This is a genomic window from Pseudomonas sp. 22072, from assembly GCF_052046095.1.
GTDB classification, from domain to species: Bacteria; Pseudomonadota; Gammaproteobacteria; order Pseudomonadales; family Pseudomonadaceae; genus Aquipseudomonas; species Aquipseudomonas paracarnis.
Window position 1 is genome coordinate 122199 of sequence record NZ_JBQEQE010000012.1, and the last position, 23440, is coordinate 145638.

19 protein-coding genes are annotated in these 23440 nt (G+C 59.5%); 6 read left to right on the forward strand and 13 right to left on the reverse strand.

Going from position 1 to position 23440, the window contains the following annotated elements; translation table 11 throughout:
* Positions 1-333 precede the first annotated feature (333 nt).
* The gene (locus ACTJLA_RS14780) at positions 334-1857 is read left to right on the forward strand and encodes a sensor domain-containing diguanylate cyclase (RefSeq protein WP_054921133.1); all 1524 of its coding nucleotides are present in this window, start codon (positions 334-336) and stop codon (positions 1855-1857) included.
* A gap of 27 nt (positions 1858-1884) precedes the next feature.
* Here ACTJLA_RS14780 and ACTJLA_RS14785 read toward each other — a convergent pair whose 3' ends face one another.
* The gene (locus tag ACTJLA_RS14785; RefSeq protein WP_314544500.1) at positions 1885-2103 is read right to left on the reverse strand and encodes a hypothetical protein; all 219 of its coding nucleotides are present in this window, start codon (positions 2101-2103) and stop codon (positions 1885-1887) included.
* Positions 2104-2124: 21 nt separating this feature from the next.
* Positions 2125-2580 carry a GNAT family N-acetyltransferase gene (locus ACTJLA_RS14790; protein ID WP_003190483.1) on the reverse strand — a complete coding sequence of 152 codons (456 nt, stop codon included), beginning with the start codon at positions 2578-2580 and terminating at the stop codon, positions 2125-2127.
* A 250-nt stretch (positions 2581-2830) separates the two neighbouring features.
* On the opposite strand from ACTJLA_RS14790, the gene ACTJLA_RS14795 reads away from it, so the two are divergent.
* Positions 2831-3670 carry a DNA/RNA non-specific endonuclease gene (locus tag ACTJLA_RS14795; protein ID WP_314544496.1) on the forward strand — a complete coding sequence of 280 codons (840 nt, stop codon included), beginning with the start codon at positions 2831-2833 and terminating at the stop codon, positions 3668-3670.
* A gap of 3 nt (positions 3671-3673) precedes the next feature.
* Here ACTJLA_RS14795 and ACTJLA_RS14800 read toward each other — a convergent pair whose 3' ends face one another.
* Positions 3674-3892 carry a hypothetical protein gene (locus tag ACTJLA_RS14800; RefSeq protein WP_054895691.1) on the reverse strand — a complete coding sequence of 73 codons (219 nt, stop codon included), beginning with the start codon at positions 3890-3892 and terminating at the stop codon, positions 3674-3676.
* 234 nt (positions 3893-4126) lie between these two features.
* On the opposite strand from ACTJLA_RS14800, the gene ACTJLA_RS14805 reads away from it, so the two are divergent.
* Both ACTJLA_RS14805 and ACTJLA_RS14810 read left to right on the forward strand, forming a co-directional pair.
* A complete protein-coding gene (locus ACTJLA_RS14805; protein WP_034127111.1) occupies positions 4127-4570 on the forward strand; it encodes a DUF421 domain-containing protein in 444 nt (147 codons plus the stop codon).
* A gap of 135 nt (positions 4571-4705) precedes the next feature.
* A complete protein-coding gene (locus ACTJLA_RS14810) occupies positions 4706-4855 on the forward strand; it encodes a hypothetical protein (protein ID WP_003190489.1) in 150 nt (49 codons plus the stop codon).
* Positions 4856-5097: 242 nt separating this feature from the next.
* On the opposite strand, the gene ACTJLA_RS14815 is transcribed toward ACTJLA_RS14810, so the two are convergent.
* From ACTJLA_RS14815 to ACTJLA_RS14830, 4 genes are all read right to left on the reverse strand, one after another.
* A complete protein-coding gene (locus tag ACTJLA_RS14815; protein ID WP_198861906.1) occupies positions 5098-6438 on the reverse strand; it encodes a c-type cytochrome in 1341 nt (446 codons plus the stop codon).
* 16 nt (positions 6439-6454) lie between these two features.
* Entirely contained in the window at positions 6455-8692 is a 2238-nt protein-coding gene (locus ACTJLA_RS14820; RefSeq protein ID WP_314544488.1) for a xanthine dehydrogenase family protein molybdopterin-binding subunit, read from the reverse strand.
* Complete coding sequence (locus tag ACTJLA_RS14825) at positions 8692-9150, reverse strand: (2Fe-2S)-binding protein (protein ID WP_014718046.1); 459 nt, start codon at positions 9148-9150, stop codon at positions 8692-8694. The genes ACTJLA_RS14820 and ACTJLA_RS14825 overlap by 1 nt, the downstream gene beginning before the upstream one ends.
* Before the next feature lie 280 nt (positions 9151-9430).
* The gene (locus ACTJLA_RS14830; protein ID WP_057978049.1) at positions 9431-10372 is read right to left on the reverse strand and encodes a LysR family transcriptional regulator; all 942 of its coding nucleotides are present in this window, start codon (positions 10370-10372) and stop codon (positions 9431-9433) included.
* Between the two features lie 108 nt (positions 10373-10480).
* Between ACTJLA_RS14830 and ACTJLA_RS14835 the strand changes: the two genes are divergently transcribed.
* Positions 10481-11980 carry a CoA-acylating methylmalonate-semialdehyde dehydrogenase gene (locus ACTJLA_RS14835; protein WP_440841490.1) on the forward strand — a complete coding sequence of 500 codons (1500 nt, stop codon included), beginning with the start codon at positions 10481-10483 and terminating at the stop codon, positions 11978-11980.
* 96 nt (positions 11981-12076) lie between these two features.
* Here ACTJLA_RS14835 and ACTJLA_RS14840 read toward each other — a convergent pair whose 3' ends face one another.
* Genes ACTJLA_RS14840 through ACTJLA_RS14850 form a run of 3 tightly spaced genes read right to left on the reverse strand, consistent with a single transcriptional unit; the run spans position 12077 to position 19298 of the window.
* Positions 12077-17041 (reverse strand): RHS repeat-associated core domain-containing protein, encoded by a 4965-nt coding sequence (locus ACTJLA_RS14840; protein ID WP_440841492.1) that lies wholly within the window; start codon positions 17039-17041, stop codon positions 12077-12079.
* A gap of 42 nt (positions 17042-17083) precedes the next feature.
* A complete protein-coding gene (locus tag ACTJLA_RS14845) occupies positions 17084-18061 on the reverse strand; it encodes a hypothetical protein (RefSeq protein ID WP_054922103.1) in 978 nt (325 codons plus the stop codon).
* A gap of 43 nt (positions 18062-18104) precedes the next feature.
* Positions 18105-19298, reverse strand: a complete 1194-nt coding sequence (locus tag ACTJLA_RS14850; RefSeq protein WP_089042651.1) for a hypothetical protein — start codon at positions 19296-19298, stop codon at positions 18105-18107.
* A gap of 260 nt (positions 19299-19558) precedes the next feature.
* On the opposite strand from ACTJLA_RS14850, the gene ACTJLA_RS14855 reads away from it, so the two are divergent.
* On the forward strand, positions 19559-20335 hold the full coding sequence (locus ACTJLA_RS14855; protein WP_054895682.1) for an ABC transporter substrate-binding protein: 777 nt from the start codon (positions 19559-19561) through the stop codon (positions 20333-20335).
* 118 nt (positions 20336-20453) lie between these two features.
* Here ACTJLA_RS14855 and ACTJLA_RS14860 read toward each other — a convergent pair whose 3' ends face one another.
* The 3 genes from ACTJLA_RS14860 to ACTJLA_RS14870 form a co-directional block, all read right to left on the reverse strand.
* On the reverse strand, positions 20454-21080 hold the full coding sequence (locus ACTJLA_RS14860) for a helix-turn-helix transcriptional regulator (protein WP_057978045.1): 627 nt from the start codon (positions 21078-21080) through the stop codon (positions 20454-20456).
* Entirely contained in the window at positions 21080-22213 is a 1134-nt protein-coding gene (locus ACTJLA_RS14865; RefSeq protein WP_440841494.1) for an NAD(P)/FAD-dependent oxidoreductase, read from the reverse strand. The genes ACTJLA_RS14860 and ACTJLA_RS14865 overlap by 1 nt, the downstream gene beginning before the upstream one ends.
* Positions 22214-22330: 117 nt before the next feature.
* Positions 22331-23272 (reverse strand): ornithine cyclodeaminase family protein, encoded by a 942-nt coding sequence (locus ACTJLA_RS14870; protein ID WP_236455873.1) that lies wholly within the window; start codon positions 23270-23272, stop codon positions 22331-22333.
* Positions 23273-23440: the final 168 nt, after the last annotated feature.

Here is a 23440-nt window from a genome sequence, read left to right on the forward strand (position 1 = left end):
ATGTTTTGAAATTTTTTAAAAAGGGCGATGAACGGTAGAGTGGTAGATGAAACTTGTACAGCTAGGCTCAAGAAGTGCCGCTTCGTATAAGTTTTGTCGCGTCGATTGATATTGAATTAATGGCGACCTTAACGATTGGTTTAGCATTCAATACCCTGTTTGATAGTGGTCATTAAAGGCGCTGGCTCCTCTGGCCGGCGCTCAGCCGCACACTCTGTTGCTGCAGCCCGCACAGACTGCTTGTATGCTGGCACTCTGGAACCGGTTGCCCCTGTGAGTACCGACGTTCGAATGATGGCTGGAACGGAAACCGGACTTCCTTAAGGTGCTGACGTGAAGCGTGATACCCGTCTTGTGATGCTGTTGCTGTTGGTGATCGGCTGTTCCCTGACTTCGCTGACGATTTGGAAAGTCCTGTCTTCCCGCGACCGTGCGCTGGCGGAAGTGGATGTGCATGGCTTGAACCTGACCCAGGCCCTTAACACCTATACCGAAGGCATCGTGCGGCAAAGCTCGTTGCTGTTGCTGGGGCTGGTTGAGCGCCTGGAAACCGAAGGCAGTGGCCCGGTGCAAATCCAGCGCATCAGCACGCTGATCAACCTACAGCAGCCGCTGATGCCGCAGTTGAGCGGCATCACCATTTATGATCATCAGGGCCGGTGGCTGCTGTCTTCCAATCGTGCGATTCCGGAGGGCGCCAATAGCAGTGATCGAGCCTATTTCATCCACCATCGCGACGATCCGAGCGCTGAACCTTTTATTGGCCCGCCGATTCAAAGCCGCGCCAACCATGAATGGGTGGTGACCATCAGCCGCCGTTTCAACGACGCGGCCGGCAACTTCGCTGGCGTGGTCGCTGTGACCCTGGGGGTGGAAAACTTTCTGCGGGTATTCGGTAAACTCGATGTGGGCCAGGAGGGCGCCATCGGCCTGTCCTACGCCGACGGCACGTTGCTGGTGCGTTACCCCTTCCGCGAGCAGGACATGGGCCGCAACTTTTCCACCTCGCCTATTTATTCCAAGTACCTCGTCGACCAGCCTGTGGGCACTGCGGCCTATACCTCCAGCCTGGACGGGGTAGAGCGACTCTATGCCTTTCGCAAAAGCGAAACCCTGCCGCTGATCACCACGGTCGCGTTGGGCAAGCACGAAGCCCTCGCGGCGTGGCGCATCGAGGCGGCACTGTCAGCGGTCGTGGTAGCGGGGCTGTTGGGGCTGACGGGGCTGATCGGCTGGTTTCTGATCCTGGATATCCGCAGGCGTACGGCGGCGGAAGAGGCGTTGCGTGTCGCCCAGCAACAGTTGCTCGACTCCAATCGGCAATTGGCGCTATTAGCGAAAAAGGATGCGCTGACCGGCCTCGCCAACCGCCGCTGTTTTGACGAAACGCTGGCGGTGGAAGCGCGCCGGGCGCAGCGCGAGGGTACGTCACTGGCATTGCTGATGATCGATATCGACCATTTCAAACGCTTCAACGATGCCTTTGGTCACGTCGCGGGAGATGCTTGCTTGCAGGCGGTCAGCACGTTATTGGAAACGTGCGTGCGGCGGCCCTCGGACCTGGTGGCGCGCTATGGCGGAGAAGAAATGGCGGTCATCATGCCCGCGACTGACAGTGCAGGCGCTGCGGTGGTCGCGCAACGCATTCTTTCGCGCCTACAGCAGGAGAACATCACACACCCAGGCAGCCCCTTCGGGCGCGTGAGTGTGAGTATCGGCGTTGCGACGGGCCTGGGCTCACGGCTGGAGCCGGTGTTGGGTTTGGTCGAGGCGGCCGATGCAGCGCTTTACGGTGCGAAGGCGGCGGGGCGCAATGGGTTCAACGTGCACCCTGCGGACGTGACTTCGGGCGGCTGAAACGGCTTTTACCTGGGTATGCGCGGCTCACATCCCAAGCGTCGGGATCATGAGTTCGCCGCACTCCATCAGTTGGCCAGCGGTGACTTGCAGCTGCGGGGTGGGTTTGGCCGCATAGCCTGCGATGAAGCCGGCACTTAGCAGTGCCAGGCAGAGGACGGTTTTTTTCACAAGCATGCGCAGGGTCTCGATCGGTTCAAAAGGGTGAACCACAGATTGTGCATTCGAGAAAAGGTTCCTGGCCACGCAGAAGGCACCTTATGGAGGTCAGCGAATGAACCTGACGTACACACGTTCAGGGTCGTTATCGTCCAGATTCTCGATCTGCCCGCTGGGAATAAAGCCGGCTTTCGTCAGCAGGGCCTGGGACGCGCCGTTGGAGGCATTGGTCGATGCGAACAGCTTGGGCGTCTTGCAGGCTGCTTCGGCCGCTGACAGCAGACGAAGGGCGACGCCCTGGCGCTGGTACAGCGGTGAAACCACCACCAGCGCAATAAACCCATGGTTGAAAAAGTCGTGGGTGAGCACCAGGTAGCCGGCGCACACGTTAGCGTCGGCGGCTACCAAGCATTGCTGGCGAACCACGGCGTCATAGATAAACACGCGACGGCTGGCATGCTCGGTTGCGTAGGCATCCAGTGCGACCAAGGCATGCACATCGTCGGGGGTGGCTTGGCGGATCAGCCAGTGTGGGGCAGCGGGAGGAAGAAGGTATTCAGCCATGGTCGTGGAGCATCCTCTGTTTGAACATTTGCCCCCACGTGCTTGATGACAGTCCCTTGTGCATTGATGAGGCGATGCTATCGCCCGCTATAGCACAGTTACAGGGTGCGAAGGGGTTACGTTTGTTGGCCTGGTTGCGGTCGTTGTTTAGAAATTTTTATGTGTTCCAATGGTTATCTCGACTTGCGCAGGAAGCGCATCGGCCGAGGCCATTCAGTCTTTTAACAGATACATCCCAAGGAGTAACACCATGCAAGGAAGCACATCGCTCAAGTACCTGGCGTTTTCGTTGATCCCGTTGATGGCCGCCTGTACCACGCCCACACGCCAATCCGCCGTCCTCCCTGCGCCACCCTTGCAGTTCGATAACTGCGCAGTTGGTTGCCCCACCGGCGGCAGCCCAGTGACGTTGAACCGCCAGGCCTACACGTTGAACAACAACGGTTCGACCAAGTTTGCCAATTGGGTGTCCTACAAGATCACCAAGACCACCGCGGCCAGCGGGCGCTCCCGTGACTGGCGCACCGACCCGGATATTCCAGCCGGGGAAACCCTGGACCCGGTGGATTACAACGGCGCCAACGTCGCGCTCAAAATCGACCGTGGGCATCAGGCCAACCTTGCGTCGATGGCCGGGGTGGCCGATTGGCAAACGCTCAACTACTTGTCGAACATCACCCCGCAAAAGGCCGAGCTCAACCAGGGGCCGTGGGCGCGCCTGGAAGACCAGGAGCGCAACCTCAGTAAGGAGCCAGGCGTCGATCAGGTGTATGTGGCTACCGGCCCGTTGTATGAACATTTTGTCGGCTCGTTGCCGGGCACGAACAAAGTGCACACCATCCCCAGTGGCTATTGGAAAATCATCGTGGTCGGCAGTTCGCCGGAAACGGGTCTGTACGCCTCATTCGTGATGAACCAGGAAACCCCCAAAGGCGCAGACTTCTGCGATTACCAGGTCACCGTGGATCACATCGAAGAGCGCTCGGGGCTGACGTTCTGGAGCACCTTGCCGCAAGCGATGCAAGCCACGCTGAAGGCCAGGCAGGGTCAGTTGCCGAGTCGGATCGGCTGTAGCCGAACCAAAGCCTGACGCCTAGTCGGCACACACCAACGAGGGCCTGCGGCTGTTGTTCTTGCCCAGGCGCTCATGCGTGGCGACGTCTGTGGCCTGTTCACGCAGTGCGTCTTCGAGCGCTTGCAAATGCTTGGAAAGGATTTTCACCGACCCACTCGGGTTGGCGGGGTCGAAGGGGATCCGACCGTTGGCAATCAGCACCATGGCCAGTTCCCACGCGCGTTGTGAGTCGTTCATGACAGGGATTCCTTCTTCAGCGTGATCGATATAGAGCTGTGACCCGCTGCCAGCGCCCGGATATCAACTGGGTTGCTGCCGAAATTTCGATCATTTCACCGATTCAGCGGCGCTGGAACCATCATCTTTTTAGATGGTGGCCGGGACGCGTCGAAAGAATGAACCTGAGCGGCACGGTGCTCACCTAATCCGTATGAATCGGTCGTTTCCCATTCACTGTTCCGAGGGGCAACCATGGACTCTGTACTGCGGGCTGTGGCGATTTACCTGGTGCTGCTGGTGCTGTTCAAAGTTGCCGGCAGGCGCACGCTGGCCGAGCTCACCACCTTTGACCTGGTTTTGTTGATGGTCATCGGCGAAGCCACCCAGCAGGCGTTGCTGGGCGAAGATTTCTCAATGACCAACGCCGTGCTGGTCATCGCTACCCTGATTGCCATCGACATTGGCTTCTCGCTGGCCAAGCAGCGTTCAGCCTGGTTCGCGCGGGTGCTCGATGGCGGGCCGACGGTGCTGGTCGAGCAGGGCCAGGTGCTGCATAAACGGCTCAAGCATGCGCGGCTGGACGAGGGTGACATTCTTGAGGCGGCCCGGTCCACCCAAGGGCTTGTCGAGCTCAAGCAGATCCGCTTCGCGATTCTTGAGCGCAACGGCAAGATCTCGGTGATCCCGTTTGATTGATACGCGGCCCCCATTCGTCAGCCAAGGGTCTGTTTTTTGAACGCACGCGCCTCTGTACCAGACAGATAGATCATGGGCGGACGAATGTTGCTGTCGTCACGCGGATATCACTCACTCGCCAGCAGGTGAACCCTCATGAAGAAGCTCTATATGTGCCTGGGTCTGTGCAGCGCATTCATGCTGCACGGCTGTTTTGACAACGCCGACAACGCCACTAAAGACAACAACAGTGGCACCCAGTCGTCGGTGCAGATGCAGGAAGGCAAGGCGGACGAGAGCAAATAGAGCGGCCTGCCAGCCGCCGCTTATATCATTGATGCTCATTGCCGAATGTGGGAGCTGGCTTGCCTGCGATAGCGGTGGTTCAGTTAACGATGCAGTGACTGACCGTCCGCCTTCGCGGGCAAGCCCGCTCCCACAGCGGACCTGTGCCAGGCGCTGATTTTGTGGGCAATGCATGGCCAGTGTGGGAGCTGGCNGGTGTTTGCATCGCAGGCAAGCCAGCTCCCACAGTTGATCGCGACCGATCAGCGCATATGCAGGATGATCGGGCTACTGCTCGCCGGGTCGGTATGCCCACGCAACTTGCCCACGGCCTTCGCATCGACCGCACCGCCGTGGTTGCCCCAGGTACCGCGCACGTAGCTCAGCACGTCGGCGATTTCCGAGTCGGACAATTGCTCCCGGAACGCTGGCATGCGGTAGGCATCCGGCAGGCCGGCGGTGATCACGCGCTGTGAGCCATTGAGCGTGATGTTGATCGCGGACGCATCTTCCTTGGCCAGGGCCGAGGTAGCGCCGGCCAGAGGCGGCATCCAGTCGGGTTGGCCTTTGCCGTCGAGCCCATGGCAGGAGGCGCAGCGGGTGGCGTACGTGTGAGCACCGGGGACATCCGAGCGCGCCGTTACCGGCTGATATTGCCAGGGGCTGCCGTCACGCTGGGGGTCGCCGGGCAGTGACTTGAGGTAGCGAGCGATCGCGGCCAGGTCATCGTCCTGCATGAACTGCGTGGAGTTGTTGAAGGCTTCGGTCATCGAGCCATAGACCACGGCATGCTGGTTGCGACCGGTCTTGAGGAACTGCACGATCTGTTCCTCACTCCAGCGCCCCAGGCCGGTGTTGTGGTCCTGGCGCAGGCTGGGGGCGTACCAGCCGTCGAGCAGGGCACCGGCCAGGAACGGCGCGCCGGATTCGTCCAGGGCCTTTTCGTTGAACGCCAGCCCTCGTGGCGTGTGGCAACTGCCGCAGTGGCCGGGGCCTTGGACGATATAGGCGCCCCGGTTCCACAGTGCGTCCTTGCCGGGCTTGGCGGCATAGGTCGCGGTCGGTGCAAACACACCGTTCCACAGGGCGATGGGCCAACGCAGGTTGAGCGGCCAGGGAATGTCGCTGGGGATATTAGGCTGGTTGGCCGGTTGCACGCCTTTCATGAAAAACGCGTACAGCGCCTGGATGTCGTCGTCGCTGAGCTTCACATAAGACGGGTAGGGCATGGCCGGGTAGAGTCGTCGCCCACCCGGTGCTACGCCGTGGCGTACGGCGCGGTCGAAGTCGGCCAGGCTATAGGTGCCGATGCCATGCTCGCGGTCGGGGGTGATGTTGGTGGCGTGGATCGCCCCCAGCGGTGTGGCCATTTCCAGGCCACCAGCGAATGGCTGCTTGCCGGCCAGGCTATGGCAGGCCACGCAGTCACTCACTCGCGCGACGTATTCGCCGCGACTGACCAAGGCGGGGTCGAAACTCGTGGCCTGTTGCTGCTCAAAAGGCGAGGCAGGCTCGCGAGTGACGTACCAGGCCAGCAGGCCGGCGGCGACCACGCAGGGCAGCACCAGCCACCCTGCGGTTCTTGCGAATCGGCGGTTATTCATGGGCATTCCCTGTCGGTTAGCTGAAGGTGTAACGGCTCAAAGGCAGACTGCGGATGCGTTGGCCGGTCAGCTGCGCCACGGCATTCGCCACGGCCGGGGCCACAGCCGGCAACGGCGGTTCGCCGATACCGCCCATTTTTTCTCCGCTTTCGACGATCTTCACGTGTACCTGCGCCATACGCGAAGGCGGCAGCACCGGATAAAGGTCGTAGTTGCGCGCCCTTGGCTTGCCATCCACGTATACCGCTTCCTCCAACAAGGTTTGCGACAGGCCCAACGCCACGGCACCGTTGACCTGCGCTTGCACAATCGCCGGGTTGACGATGCTGCCCGGGTCAATCGCTTCCCAGATGTGATGAACCTTGACCTGGCCGTTCTCGATCGACACCTCGGCCACCACCGCTGCATGGGAGCCAAACGGCGAGGCCATGGCTACGCCGCGTGCACGGCGGGTGCCGTCTTCGGCGGTGTAGGGCCCACGCTTCCAACCGCCAGAAAGCTCGGCGGCCGCTTGCAGCAGGGTGGTCAGGCGCGGGTTGTCGCGCAGCAGGTGCAGGCGCAGTTCATAGGGATCATGGCCGCCTTTGTCGGCCAGTTCGTCCAGGAAGGCTTCGTAGAAAAAGTCATTGAGCGAGTTACCCACCGAGCGCCAATAACCGAGCATGGCCGGGCCTTTGACGTAAATCTGTGCGATGCGTTTGTTGGGTATTGCGTAGCTCTTGCCCGACAACCCTTCCAGGGCAGTAGGGTCGATGGCGTCGCCCTGTTTGCCGGCGATGGCTTCGGTGGGGCCTTCGGTGGCGCTCACCGCTTCGATGGCGACGGGCAGGCCTTTGTCATCCAGCGCGGCGCGGAACTTGACCACGGCGACCGGGCGCAATACATCGCGCACGAACTCTTCTTCACGGCTCCAGATCAGTTTGATCGGCCGGCCCACCGCCTTGGCCAGCGCAATGGCCTGCGGGTAAGGATTTGCCGAGTCATACAGGAAATGCCGGCCGAAAAAACCGCCCAGCAGCGGCGAGTGCAGGGTGACTTGCTCAATGCTCAGACCGGTGCGCTTGGCAATGTCGGCACGGAACATATCCGGCGCCTGGTTAGGCAGCCACACCTCCAGCGTGCCGTCGGGGTTAAAGCGTGCCAGGGCTGAAGGCGGTTCCAACTGGGCATGGTTGAGGTACTGGTTGTGGTAGGTGGCTTCGACGCGGGTCTTGGCGCTGGCCAGTGCACCGGCCACATCGCCTTCGTTTTCGTCATCGCGGGCCGGGCCCTGCTGGGCGGCGAGGAAGTCGCGGTACTTGTCGCTGGAGAAATCCGCTGGCATGGCCCGCACGGTGGAGTCGGCGGCGGCTTCAAGCCACTCCACCTGGATGGCTTCGACGGCCCGCTTGGCATGCCACCAACGTTCAGCTACCACAGCTACGGCGCCGGGCAGGGTGTAAACCGAATGCACGCCTTTCATGGCTTGCACCTGCGCCTGGTTGCGCAGGCTGCCCACGGTCATGCCCAGGCGTGGCGCATGCTGGACGGCGGCATGGAGCATGCCGTCGATTTTCAGGTCGATGGTGTACTGCGCCTTGCCGGTGGATTTGTCATAGGCATCCAGGCGCTTGACCGGCTTGCCGATCCAGCGGAACTGGCTCGGGTCGCGCAGGGTGATGCTGGCCGGGTCGGGCACCGGCATATCCAGGGCGGCACCTGCCAATTCGCCGTAGCCCAGGGAGCGACCGGAAGCGGCGTGCACCACGCGACCGGGCTGTGTGGTCAGCTCGCTGAGCGGTACGCGCAGTTGCGCGGCGCCGGCCTGCATCAGCATCGCGCGGGCGAGGGCGCCGAGGCGCCGCATGGTCGGGTAGCTCATGCGCACCGACATGCTGCCGCCGGTGATGCGCATGCCATTTTCCATCACCACGTAGGCTTCGCCGGGCGGGGCCGCTTCGACGATGAACGTGGCCGGGTCGGCATCCAATTCTTCACCGACGATCTGCGCCATGGCGGTGTGGGTACCTTGGCCGCCTTCCATGAAGGGGCTTAGCAGGCGCACGCTGCCGTCTGGGCGAATCTCCAAAAAGGCGGGTACCTGGGTTCCACGCTCAGCGGCCGCGCCGGTCGCGGCTTGCACGCGGGAGGTGCCCAGCGGCAAGCCGAAGCCGATCACCAGCGCGCCCACCGCGGTGCTGGCCAGGAAGCGGCGACGGGACAGGTTGATCGGTTCGCCCAGGGTAACGCCGGGAATGATCTCGGTGGTGTTCATCAGGCGGTCTCCTTCCCGGCGGCCAAGGCATCCATGGCGGCATGGATCGCGTTGTAGGTGCCGCAACGGCAGAGGTTGACCATCGCCGCGTCGATCTGCGCCTTGGTCGGCGCGGGGGTATGTTTGAGCAGCGCGGTGGCCGCCATCACCTGCCCGGACTGGCAGTAACCGCATTGCGCTACTTGATGTTCGACCCAGGCCGCCACCACACGCTTGCCCACGTCATCGGCCTCCACGGCCTCGATGGTGGTGATCTCGCGACCGACCACGCCGGCCACGGGCGTCACGCAGGCGCGCACCACGTTGCCGTCCACCAGCACCGAGCAGGCGCCGCACTGGGCCAGGCCGCAGCCGTATTTGGTGCCGGTCATGCCCAGGTTGTCACGGATCACCCACAATAACGGGGTGTCGGCTTCGGCATCGACCTGATAGGCCTTTTGGTTGATACGTAATTCCATGCGGGCTCACCTGCTGATCATCGGTTGGTGGTGCTGAGTTCTTATAGGAGCGGTGCGAATGGAAGTCGCCCATCGTCGAACTCTAGACCAACGCGCAAGGGCTATCTATCCGATTGCCCTCAAGTTCAGAGGATCAGGCAAGAATTCAACAGGATTGGGTCACTGTCCTCTGTAGGAGCGAGCTTGCTCGCGAAGATCGCCAACGATAACGCGCGCTATCAGGTTTAACGCGGGGTTCTCGGTTTTTTCGCGAGCAAGCTCGCTCCTACAAGAGCCTTCATCAGCAGCCACCAAATTGAAACCCGCCTGACAGCTTTTCCTTCAAATACCCTACCAATACGGTCACCGACTTGGGCACATGGGGCGAGTAGGGCCGAATGAGGTAAATCTCATCGGCAAACGCGCCTTTGAGTGTCCAGTCCTTCAATACCTGCACCACTTTGCCAGCGGCCAGCGCCGCCTGGGCGCTGAAGTCCGGGAGCAGGGCGATGCCCAGGTGGTTGAGTGCGGCGTCGCGCAAGGCTTCGCTGTTATTGGTGGCGAAGCTGCCGGCGATGGGCACGGTGAGGCGCTCGAGGGGTTGGCTGCCGCGTTCGAAGGTCCAGGCGGGCTGGTCGGTGCCGCGTGGGTAAAACAGGCAGTTGTGGGCCGACAGGTCGCCCGGCTCGCGGGGTTCACCGTGGTGTTGCAGGTAATCATGGGTGGCGACCAGTACCGAGTTGGTGTCGCACAGTTTCCACGCCACGTGGGTTTCGGGCACCTGGAAGCCGTGGCGCACCGCCAGGTCGTAACCCTCGGCGGCCAGTGAGCTCAAGGCATCGGAGACGTCCAGTTGAATACGCACCTGGGGGTACTGCTGCAAAAAGCCGGACAGGTGCGGCACCAGTTGTTGCCGGGCGAAGGCCACGGGGGCGGTCAGGCGCACCAGCCCGCGTATTTCCCCGACCGAGTCGCGCACCGAGGAAAAACTGCGGGCGATCTGCGCGTAGGCGCTGCGCACTTCGCGGGCCAATGACAGCCCTGCATCGGTCAGCCGCACGCTGCGGGTGGTGCGCGTCACCAGCCGGGTGCCGGTGGCTTTTTCCAGGTCGGAAATGCGCTGGCTCACCGCCGATTTACTCACCCCCAGGCGCGCGGCGGCGGCGGTGTAGGTGCCTTGTTCCTCCAGCACAGACAGCCAGTGAATGTGGGTCCACAGCCCTTCGATCTCAGCCTTTTCCATGGGTGTATTGTTCGCATATAAGGACAATAAGTTCTGGATTCTGCTCTGGTTCGGAACAAAGTGAAAGCCTATCGTGTGGACCAACGCTACCCACCTGGATCGACTGCCATGACTGCAACCATCGAGCACTACATCAACGACCAGCGCGTCAGCCGCGATGACCGTTATCAGGACGTCTACAACCCGGCCACCGGTGAAGTCACCGCCCGTGTGGCTCTGGCCAGCCGCCAGACCGTGACCGAAGCCGTCGCCGCCGCCCAGGCCGCGTTTGCCGGCTGGGCCGACACCCCGCCGATCCGTCGCGCCCGCGTGTTGTTCGAGTACCTGCATCTGCTGCGCGAACGCAAGGACGACCTGGCGCGCATCATCGTCGCCGAGCACGGCAAGGTGTTCACCGATGCCCAGGGCGAAGTCGACCGTGGCATCGACATTCTCGAATTTGCCTGCGGCATTCCCAACCTGCTCAAGGGCGAACACTCCGACCAGGTCTCCCGTGGCATGGACAACTGGACGATGCGCCAGCCGTTGGGCGTGGTCGCCGGCGTGACGCCGTTCAACTTCCCGGTGATGGTACCGATGTGGATGTACCCCATTGCCATTGCGGCGGGTAACACCTTTATCCTCAAGCCCAGCCCGACTGACCCAAGCGCTTCGCTGTTCATGGCCGAGTTGCTGCATGAAGCCGGCCTGCCCAAAGGCGTGTTCAACGTGGTGCAGGGGGATAAAGAGTCGGTGCACGCGCTGATCGAACACCCGGACGTCAAGGCTGTGAGCTTCGTCGGCTCCACGCCGATTGCCCAATACATCTACGAGAGCGGCGCCCGCAACGGCAAGCGCGTGCAAGGCCTGGGCGGGGCGAAAAACCATATGGTGGTGATGCCCGACGCCGATATCGAACGCACCGTGGACGCGCTGATGGGCGCCGCCTACGGCAGTGCCGGCGAGCGCTGCATGGCGATCTCGGTGGCGGTGCTGGTAGGCGACGTGGGTGACAAAGTCATCGCCGCCTTGACCGAACGCGCCAAATTGCTGCGCATCACCGATGGCCGCGATCTCAAAGCCGAGATGGGCCCGATCGTGTCGCGGGCCGCGCTGGAACGCATTAGTGGCTACATTGAGCAGGGTGTACAAGCGGGCGCGCAGTTGCTGCTCGATGGCCGTGACTACGTCCCCACCGAACCCGGCCTGGAAAATGGCTTCTGGCTCGGCGCGACCTTGTTCGACCACGTAACCCAGGACATGAGCATCTACCGCGAAGAAATCTTCGGCCCGGTGCTGGCCTGTGTACGGGTCAACGATTTTGCCGAGGCAGTGAAGCTGGTCAACGACCACGAGTTCGGCAACGGCGTCAGCTGCTTCACCCGCGATGGCAACATTGCTCGTGAGTTTGCGCGGCGCATCGAAGTGGGCATGGTCGGTATCAACGTGCCGATCCCGGTGCCTATGGCCTGGCACGGGTTTGGTGGCTGGAAGAAGAGCCTGTTCGGCGACATGCATGCCTACGGCACCGAGGGTGTACGTTTTTACACCAAGCAGAAGTCGATCATGCAGCGCTGGTCGGAGAGCATCGAGCAGGGCGCGGAGTTTGCGATGCCGGTGTCGAGATAATCGGTACAGCCAAATTACTGAAATTTACCTTGGCGCCCGTTTCCGGGCGCTCCTTGCACAAGCAGGCAAGATGTTACAGCCTAGCCTTACCATTGGTCATAGGCTGTAACGTCGCCCTCCTGATTGCTGGCGTGCGGTACGCTCGATCAAGTACCACGAACTTTGTCTGTCAAGAATATCTAAGTAAAGCATGTCACGAATCTGTCCCGCAGAAAGGTACCCGTTTCTGATTTCATCAGGGGTAGGCGCAACTGCCTCGAGGACAGCTCGAGGATTGATGCCCTGCCGACGAAGACTTGATGGTAAAACACCGGGCTCGTTCCCGGCCCAGATTCGCCTCACCGCACTGATATAGTTGGGAGCACGTTCTGGTGCTACCGGTAAGGCGTGTAGTGCAGGGCGAGAGTGAGTGACCACTGCCTGATTCATTTGGCGTGAAGTAGCAGACAAGTTGGCCAAGGCTCTGCCGGGCAATTGATTGAAAATATTTTCCAGCACATGTTCCGGCATGCCGCTCAAGGTAGCATTCGGTCCGCCCCTCAGCGCTCCTCCTTGCACTTCCAACCTGGGTACCCCTCCTGCTGACTGCAGGTTTTGCTGCCAACGACCCACAAATTGACCCAGTTTCGCTGCGGCTTTCCAGGCGAGAGGCGCCAATGCGGTGACGCCTGAGGCTATTCCTGTGGCAAAGGACAGTGCACCCAGTATGGACGCGGCTTCGGAATTACCCGAAGCCTCCAGTAGAAACGAAGCGACACCGGTGGTGGTCGCTACCACTCCCAGTGCCATTGACGTTACCGCCAATGCGCCACTTGTCGTGAGTGCCGCCAGCCCACCCGCCATTACTCCGGCAACGACGGGCGCCGCTGTTCCGAATGAGGCGGCCGTCGCTAGTACGCCTATCAACAACCCTGCGCCAGCCAAGAACCATTTCCAGAAACTATGCCCATCCGGGTCGACTCGGTTGAGCGGGTCACCGGCGCAATAGGCGTAACGGTTGAGTCCACCCCTACCGAATGGACTTTCATTGTCGGGTGCCAAGAACATCATAAGGTGAGGGTCGTAGGGTCGATAGCTGCCCAGCAAATAGCCACCTTCTACCAGTCCACGGGGCTCTCCGGCGTAGCCTAGGCGGCTTTTTCCGCTGCCCATGTCCGCCCCATGGGCGGTGTAGCGCACGCGGCGGATCTGCTGATCGTTTTCAACCTGCACCGTGCCTTGACCATCGCAGCCTGTCAGCAAGACCTCGCGTACAGCCTGGGCCATCGTATTCTGGGCAAACACGAAGGTGTCGTCGCGTAGTAACGATAATGCGTCGTCCGACCGGGAGCCGCGTGTACTGATCAGCCGATCACCCTGATAGAACCAGAGCGTCTTAACCCCGTCCTGTGTAGTTTGCGTGACTCTGCCCAGCGGGTCGTATTGATAATCGTATTGACCGTTGCCGCTGATCACTGCGCTGAGTCGCCCCTCTGCGTCCCATTGCAGCTCGCGGCCAAGACCGTCGCGTACCAGACGCCCATCGGCGTCGTACTCCAATGTCAGTGTCTGGGGGGCAGGGTAGGTATGTGTGATGGTAATGGGGCGGTCGGGGGCGGCGCAGTCGTAGGTGAACACCATGACATCGCAATTGCCGTCCGTGTAGGTCGTGGTGACTTGTTCGTAGCCGTCCAGGGCGTTAAACGTGAACGTTTGCTGGCTTATAGGCTGGCCGGTGCGCGGATCTTCGGGGCCCTCAGGGCCAGTCACCGATACTTCTACCAGCCTTGCACGCGCGTCATATTGAAATACCTCTTCGCTCAGCAGGTGGTTTTCTTCCTGCCAACGGCGGCTCGCCAGTTGGTCGCGCCCTGTCCACGTCAAAGTCTGGGTCAGTTGACGATGGTTATCGCCGACCCAGGTACGTGAAACTTCCCGTTCAAACTCATCATAGTGGAGGATCTGTTTGAGAGACTGGGTAGGGCCTTGTGTGATGTATTGGCTGACGCGGCCGAATGTGTCGTAGGTAATTTGCAGTTCAACAGCTCCCAGCACCTGACGCTCCGGACGGCCGTAAACGTCATAGAACGTTTGGTGTTCTGCGCCGTTGGAATCCGTAAACGACACGTGCCGTCCCTCCAATGAGTGCGTCCAATCCGTGCTATGCACTTGACCGTCCAGGCACAACTGTTCGGACAATAAGCGCCCGTTATTGGAGTACTGCCAAGTCAATGTGCCGAAGGGGCTCTGTGCTTGTGTTATCTGGCCGGACTTGAAGTCGTATTGAAAAGTGCTGTCCTGACTATCGCCGGGCGACAGTCGGGTCAATTGATTTTCAAGCATTGGTTCATAGGCATATGCCATGGAACGACCACTGCTGCTGGTTCGAGAGGCGGGCAGCTTCTGACCCTCGTTATAGTTGAGACATTCCTTCCGGCTACCGATGGTGCGGCTGACTGGACGACCGATGCCATCATAGGTCTGCTTGCCTAGTGGCAAGGGTGTGAGGCCGATGGGTTTCAACGTAATGCTAACCGGATGATCCGCATCGCTATGCGGGGCGAATGCCCACTCAACCTCGCTGCCGTCTTCCAACCGACGGCGGGTAATACGTCCATATACATCGTAGTGCGTCTGCGTCTGCACACTGGTCTCGCCCGGCACGTTGACCGTATGGGACAAGGGACGATGAAGCCCGTCGTGGGTCCAGGTTTCACTGCGCAGTATTTCATCGTTGCGAGCAAGCGACGTCATGCTGAGCACCTCGCCGGCACTGCCGCGTACTATCCGGGTTTTCGCAGTCACCAGGCCGTCCCGGCTTTCTCGCCAAATGTCGCTTGTCAGTGTGATGGGGTTGGCTTGAGTGTGCTCGAGCGTGCCGTCCGGGTATCTGATCGTGCTCACTTGGCCCCAGTCATCGAACTCATAACTGGTGGTGAGACTCAACGACTGTTCCCTTCCGGCAAACCAGTCCTGAGTGGTCTCTTGTAACAACTGTCCTTCGACGTTATAAACGCCTCGCCAGGTTTCCCGAAAGACCTGGCCGGTGATCAGGTCGTCACGTCGCTCCTCGCGCACTCGGCGCCCGGCGCCATCGAGATAGATACGTCTTTGCTGGCCTGCCAGATCGGTTTCTTCTGCCATGACGGCGCGTTGGCGATAGCGGCCCGCGAGCACATAGCGACACGTGGCGCTGGCTTCGAACTCAGTGCCGGGTGCTACCGTGCTGCGAATGACACGACCCAGGGCGTCATATTCATAAAGGGTTTCCAAACCCTCTTCGCGATTGCTTAGCGTCAACCCCAAAAGACTGTCCCGGGTGACGTGTTCGGTTGATGTATAGCTACCGTCATGGCCGGTAACCCTAATGTGGGTCGTCAGTGCGGTGGCGGTCAGAGTCCGATGGTAATCGGTGGTGGTGATGAGTCCTTGAATCTGCGTCTGTGATTGAGTCACCTGGGCGAAGAAAGGACTGTCGACGACGGTGTCATAACGCTGGGTGGTGTGACCGATCAGAACCAGGCCATCTGCGGTGACGCTAAACGCCTCTTCCGACACGACGACCCACTGCAAGTGATCATCCGATTGGCGTCGCGGCAGCTGTTCATATCGGTAGTGCGTTTGCGTTATCGGCGCGCCGCCCGTTCCGCCAGAGTTTACGGATGCGGGCGTCACGATATGGTGTTGTATCCAGCGGACAAACATTTCCGTGTCGACAACATCCTGCGTGCCGCCCAACGGGTAATAAACCCACTGCTCCACTCGGTCATCGGCATGGCGCTGTTCAAGGGTATTACCGTAATTGTCGTAGGTTGTTTGAGAGGTCTCTTCGCGCGCATCTTGCGCGTCTTCGTAGCGCTTGGTGACTTGAGTGGGTAGCTGACACCAGGCTGGCTGAGCCTCCCAGCCCAGCGTCGGATCCTCACCATAGTCGGTGGTTGTCGTCACTGTCTTGCCGTTACGCTGCACACGCTCTCGTGTCAGCAGATGGAATCGGTTCCAGGTCCGCTCGGTTTCTGACAGCACTAGCCCGGTGTCGCTGTGCAACGTCTCCAGGCATGTATAGCTATACGACTCGGTGCGATAGAGATTGTCTTCTCCATCACGCCAGCCTCCTGGCAGGTCGGCGCCGTTACCTAGGAAGTTGGTGCTGCCCACCCATGTATAGGTTCGCGAGTTCGCAGGTTGACCCGCCCCAGGATCATGCCGATGCGCTGTCACACGGGGCAGCGAGGATAAAGGCGCGCCGGGTGGAAGTTGGTGGCCCTCGGTACCGGTGGCATACCACACCTCATCCTCGCTGCCCAAGGGGCCAGTCAGTCTGACGGGAAACAGCAATCCGTCGTGCTCGTCATAACTGAAGGTCCAGCGGCTGTCGTTGTCCGGCAGGATCAGTGTGCTGAGTTGGTCGCCGCTCAGGTGTAGCCTGTAGACACTTTTGGCGGCATCGTCTGGAAAAAGTTGAATCTGGAACTCGTCGATGGTGTCCCGAACAACTCGCAGCACCGCGCGCTGTTCATCGCGAATTTCAGCGAGGACATAACGCCCACTGCCATGGGGCAACCAGTCCAGAAATACCTGGCGCCCTTCAGCAGAGCGTATTTCCTGGGGCAGGGCCAAGCCGCTGTCGCCCTGAACGACCAGCCACTGGGTTTCGCCATCTTTGTACTCGACGCGAAAGCGGCGGCCGTCCGGTCCTTCCTGAATCACGCGGAAATTCAATAGCTTCTGGTCGATGAATACCAATTGACCTTGGTCGACGAATGTCGTCGCTTGACGATCGAGGCTGAAGCTTTCTCCCGTCGTCAACTGCAAGCGCCCGGCGGGCAAGTCCAGTTCAGACATTGCCAGCATCCAGCCACGCCCGAATCCAAAATCTGTGTGGGACGACAGTGGGCTGAACAGCAACCTGAACGACACGGAAGGGCCGGACTGATGATTGGCCTGGAGTTCCGGCAGGGCGATGTGGAGAGTGAGCTGGCCGGTGCGAGCATCGACGCCGTTGCTGACGTGACTCAGGAAATTACCGGCCTGTGTGTAAAGACCGCCTGTTTTCAAGTGGATTGAAGAAGCGCTGTCCATGCCCGAAACTCCTGATGATGAGAGGAGACCTGTGAGGGAAAATCACAACAACACCAACTCCAAGCGGCCAGTCGGCGTTCGGTCTTTGAATGCAATATTCAATAGGTGCTCATTGCCGTACGTGTCGATGGCGCGCAGCTGACAAGGGCCGCCTTGATTGATCGCACTTTCACTGTGGTAGGGAATATTGTTGCCGCCCTGCAGCACCACAGTCACATGCCCTCTTCTTGGACGCGCAACCGTAGTGGCAGGGGAAAACTCCGAGCCGAGTTTAATCGCTGTGTTGTAATTGACGTTGGGCTCGCCCGGTGCGGCGTATCCGACATGGGAGGCCCGCGTGACCGTGTTGTCGCGGTCAACCCATTGAATCATTCCCATGGGGCTCATACTTGTTACCGAGAGTAATTCGACCACGGGCATCTGCACATTCTTTCCAGCGAGTTGGTACTCCCAGGTGAATAAATCGCTGTTGGGGTTGCCCGCGACCAAGTCTCGATTGAACGTGTAGTTGTCAGGGATACTAAAGTGCGGAATTTCTGCCGTTCTAAGGTCGACATACGATTTGAACGTAGCATCTATTGCGGTGTTGTAAGTAACAGGCCCTTGCGCGGTGTGCTGGGTGATTTGTGCATACAATCGGACCGATGCCCCCGTGGGAGCACGGCTCAGGATATAAAAATCTTTTTGAAAGAAATTGACATTCTCAGGCTCTTTTTGAGTAGGCGGTGGGCTGACAGCGCTCGCTGGATAAGGCAGGTACTGATTTTTCGTTTGGGAATAGAACCATTCACTGCCGTCGTCACCTCCGGGTAATATTGGGAAGAGTTCGTTTTTACGGGTGGTAATACACAAGCTCTCTAATTCATCGTCAGAAATGGTCTGGCCTGTTCTGGGAGCAATGATCAATGTCACCAATACTTGTTGACGGGCGTTGGGATAGAGCAGCGCCGACAAACTGGTCAAACTTATTTCGAATCGGCTCAGCCAATTATTGGAGGCGCGGAGGGTTTGTTCAGTCATGCTATTCACCGTGAGTGTATGGGCTACTGAAATGACGTGGTATTCACGTTTCGAAGGAGTCCTGAAAGATGTTGACCGGCGCTTCCTCTATGCGAAGACTGTATCTCGTGCTGTCATTTTCTGGATCTAATAACGCCACACTTGTTTTAAATCGTTGCGAGTTACCAAAAGCGTCAAAAGTGGTAAATTCTTTAGAAGAATTTCTAACAAGGCTGTTACTTGTTGGCACCACGCCTGAAACCACGAATACCAACCTATCGGTGCTTGGCTTGAAGTAACCATTTTCTCTCAGCCATTGACCAGCTTGGTTATTCCAGTTCGAAGGGTAGGCATACCAGAGAAAGTTCGGCTTGTCGGGTTCGCGGACGCCGACCAGGAGGGAGAAGTAGGCCTTTCCAGAACCATGACGGAGATCGTATATGTTCCAAGTAAACCATTCATCGTCATGTTCAACGTGTTTAATCGCAATGGCCCTTGCGGTGCCGGGCAAGTTAAATCCGATGTAATGGTTGTAGGTATACCAATACTGGCTGTGATAACGCACTTGTTCGATTGCTTCTACCAAGCCGCCATTTCCCGCAGTGTAATAGTTCTGCGTTACTGACCTAAGATAGACGGAACTGTAGAAACGACCATTCTGCCCGGCGCCGCCATAAGACACATCCTCGTTATGGCTGGTGTAATCAACGCTCGTACCGGGTAAACGGACACGTACGGCGAATCGGTCTACTATGCCCCCGGGGTTTGCGTCATTGGTCAAGTATCGTTTAAATACTTTTCGTTGGGTTTGTGTACCGTCCGGAGAGTAAAGAGTAAGCGGTTCCGGTGTTGGCGCAGGCAAGAACTGACTCGGCGCCACGCTTTCCGGCCTGTAGGATTGCGGAGGGGGTGATGAGTCAATTTCTTGAACAGTGAAACTTTCATCAAACGGTAAATAGCCTTTTTCATGCGGGCCGGTTTTTGCAGGCCAGCGACCTCGCAGGGCGATGAACGGAATGATTTCGACCGTTGTTCCATCGGGTACGACGGTCACTTGTCCATGTTCATCTCGCGCCTCCAGCGTAATCAAAAATTCGGAAACCTGGCGCCGGTTGTTATAAAGCCGGGCGGTAGCATTTTCTCTTCCTTGAAACTGCTGCTGTTCAAGCAGCAAGTAGCTGATGGTCCTTGCGGAACCTGCGTTCATTGGGTATCCGCCGCCAGGCATGTCGATTTCAGTTAACGGAGTATCGCTCATGATTTAATCATCCAATTCGAACTGACTTAAGGTTCATCACCAAGCCCAATCAGATCGGAGAGGGGGTGCAGCGTCTACCTGTCAATATTGACAGTCGCGACGAGTGGTATATGCGCATGGCTTGCGAGAGTCGGCTGCTCTGCGTGTCAAACGTCCTGTTGATTTAAAGTACGATAAAGTCCAGTATAGATTTTGTAGTATGTATGATCTTCCGTTTTGACATTCTTGCCAAACCAACAACAACTTGCGAGAACCCCTCCATGAAGAAACGCCATCTCCTTCCCGCCCTGGCCCTGAGCCTGTTTGCCGCCAGCCACCTGCCGGCCGCCGAGAAAACCCTGCGTATTGGCATTGAGGCCGCTTACCCACCGTTCGCCTCCAAAACCGGTGACGGCAAGATCGTGGGGTTCGACTACGACATCGGCAACGCCCTGTGTGCGCAAATGAAGGTCAAGTGCGTGTGGATCGAAGGGGAGTTCGACGGGCTGATTCCGTCCCTCAAGGTCAAGAAGATCGACATGGCGTTGTCGTCCATGACCATCAACGAAGACCGCAAGAAGTCGGTGGATTTCACCCACAAGTACTACTTCACCTCGTCGCGTCTGGTGATGAAGGACGGCGCCGTGGTGGATGACCAGTACGCCAGCCTCAAGGGCAAGAACGTCGGTGTACAGCGCGCCACCACCACCGACCGGTATGCCACCGAGGTGTTCGAGCCCAAGGGCATCAACGTCAAGCGCTACAGCAATAACGAAGAAATCTACATGGACCTGGCAGCGGGGCGCCTGGATGCGATCTTTGCCGACACCATTCCCCTAAGCGACTTCCTGTCGATGCCGCGCGGGCAGGGTTATGCCTTTGTCGGCCCGGAGCTCAAAGACCCGAAATACGTGGGTGAGGGGGCCGGCATCGCAGTACGCAAGGGTAATGGCGAGTTGGTCAGCGAATTGAATGCGGCCATCGACGGCATTCGCGCCAGCGGCGAATACCAGAAGATTTCACAGCAGTACTTCAAGGCCGATATCTACGGCGACTGATTCTAGCGGATCGAACTCTTGTAGGAGCGAGCTTGCTCGCGAAGAACTCTCAGGCACCGCGTTNAATGCACGCGTTATCGTTAAAGTTCTTCGCGAGCAAGCTCGCTCCTACAACTGATCAGGCCTTCAATTCCTTCAAATGCTTGTAGACCGTCGCCCGCCCCATACCCAACACATTGGCCACATAGTTGGAGGCGCTCTTGCCCTTGAAGGCTCCCTCAGCATGCAGCGCCAGCACCAGTTCGCGTTTGTGGTCGCGGGTCAACAGGTTCAGGCTCAACTGACGCTCGCGCAGCCAGGCATGCAGGAAGGTGTTGATGCGTTCCTGCCAGTCATCACGGAACAGCGCGTCCGGCTGTGCGATCAGCTTGCTTGGCGACAGGAATAAATCCAGCGCCGCCTTGGCCGTTTCGAACATTGAAATATTCAGGTTGATGCACAATACAGCCAGCCGGTGACCTTTGTGGTCGTGCAGCACAGTGCTCAGGCTGCGGATTTTCTGGCCGTCCCAGTTGAGCTTTTCGTAAGGGCCGATATTCACCTCGCTGACGTCGCCGTCGAGCATGTCCTCCAGGGACGAGTCGTCACCCAGGCTGCGTTTGGACAGGTTATTGGCGATGTAATCCACGGTTTGCGTGCGCAGGTCATGCAGCACCACTTCTGCATGGGGAAAGAACAACGTAGCGATTGCATCGGCAATCGCGCGAAAGTTCTGCATGACCTTGTCTTGTTCAGCGGTGTTCATCAATGGGGCTCCAGGCGGACCGGGGAGAGCATACCAGCGTCCAGGCCGAACCGGGTCAGTGCCTCCGGCAGCGGTTCGCCGCGCACCAGAGCGGCGCTTGCCTGGCCCATGGCGGGTGAGGTCTGGATACCATAGCCGCCTTGCGCTGCCACCCAGAACAGCCCCGGTACTTGCGGGTCAAAGCCCGACAGCAAATCACCGTCCTGCACAAAACTGCGCAGCCCGGCCCAGGTGCGCGTGGGGCGGCGGATGGTCAGGGTGGTGGCTTCCTCGATCTGGTAAATGCCCATGGCAATATCCAGCTCTTCGGGTTGCACATCCTGGGGTTCTACCGGGTCGGCGTTGGCCGGTGAGCCGAGGAACATGCCGGCATCCGGTTTCATGTAGAACGCTTCGTCGAGGGCTACCAGCATCGGCCAGTCGTGGCTGTCCATGCCCTCGGGGCCGGCAAAGACAAAGGCCGAGCGGCGCTTGGGCTGCAAGCCGATGGACGCTGCGCCCGCCAGCCCGCCGATATGGTCGGCCCAGGCACCGGCGGCGTTGATGATGACCGGCGCGGTGAAGGTCGCATCCTGGGTGCGCACCTGCCACAAGCCATCGGCGTCGCGGCTCAAGCCCAGCACATGGCTGTCGGTGCGCACTTCGCCCTGGTTGCGGCGGATACCGCGCAGGTAGCCTTGATGCAGGGCGTCGGTGTCGATGTCACAGGCGGTAGGGTCGTAGATTGCCCCGTGGACTTTTTCACGGCGCAGTATCGGCAAACGTGCACAGGCTTCATCGACCGTCAGGCGCTGCACCTGCGCCACGGTGGCTTTGGCGCTCAGGTACTGGCTGTCGAGTTCGGCCGGGTCACCGTTGAAATCCACGGTCATTTCGCCCCGGGGCGTCAGCAGTGGGTGTTCGCAGAAACCTGCGGGTGGCAGGTCGAAAAAGGCCCGGCTGGCCAAGGTCAGCGCCCGCACTTGCGGGGTGCCATACGCGGCGGTGTAGAGCGCTGCCGAACGCCCGGTGGAGTGATAGGCCGGATGGTTTTCACGCTCCAGCACCAGGACCTTGCCGTGCTGCGACAACCAGAACCCGGTGGACGCGCCGGCAATGCCGCCGCCGATAATGATGAAGTCTGCCTGGCTCATGGAGATCTCCTGAAATAAGCATTGTAGGCGCGTGCGTGCTCGCGAAAAACGTTGACGATAACGCGCCGATTCTGTGTGACCGCAGTGCCTGTGAGGTCTTGGCGAGCAAGCTCGCTCCTACAGTCGATACAGGGCATTGGCCAGGGCGATGTCTTCCAGGCCCAGGCCGATGGAGCGGAAAAAGACGTGACGATCGTAGTCGGGGCGCTGGGCCATGTCGCTGAACAACTCGGGCAGGTCGCCGACAATCGTGCGTTTGTCCCAGCCGTGCTGTTCGCTGGCGATCAGCATCTCACCGGCCGAATCCGGAGTGGTCTGGCGGTAGTCGCAGAACACGTGCATCTGGTTGAGGCAATGTGGCGGTACTTCATGGGCACGTGGCGCATTGGTGCTGATGGAGGTAATCAGCGCGGGTTTGCTCAGGCGCGAGGGGTCGATGACCGGCCCGGCGGACGAGGTGCACAGCAGGATCACATCCGCGTCTTCCAGGGCGGCCTCACAACTTGAGACGAGGCTCAGGCGCGGGTCCAGGCTGGTCAACTGCGCACGCGTCTCGGCGCTGGCGCTGCCCAGGCTTGGCGAGTACAGGCGGATCTGCTGCCAGTCGCGCAGGTTCTGCACATAACGCAGGTGCGCCTGGGCGACCTTGCCGCTGCCGATGATCGCCAGGCGTTGCGCCGCCGCCGGTGCCAGCGCATCCACTGCCAAAGCCGTGGCGGCGGCGGTGCGTGCAGTGGTCAATTCAGCGGCATCGCACAACAGCAATGGCTGGCCGCTGTGCATCGACATCAATAAGGTCCAGGCCGTCACCAAAGGGCCCTGATCACGCACGATATAGGGGGAGGTCTTGACCCCGTACACGCCGTCTCCGACCAGTACGCCCAGGTAGTTGATGAAATCCCCGGCGCCTTGAGGAAATTCCACCAGCTGTTGCGCCGGCTGTACCGCTTGCCCGGCGGCGAGGTCGCGGAACAGTTTGCGCAGGATCGCGGGTACATCGACTTGAGCCAATAAAGTACGGGCCTGGGCCTGGTCGATGACGAGGGGCGTCGTGGACATGGGGTTCTCCGGATAAACTAATTTGTCCATTATGGACTTTTAGTTTTTATCCGCAATAACCTGAGGGAAAAATGAGATCAATGTGGGGGAGCCATGAAGATCAAATGTGGGAGCTGGCTTGCCTGCGATGGCGGTGTGTCAGTCGGTCCATCAGNAGGTGGCTGACCC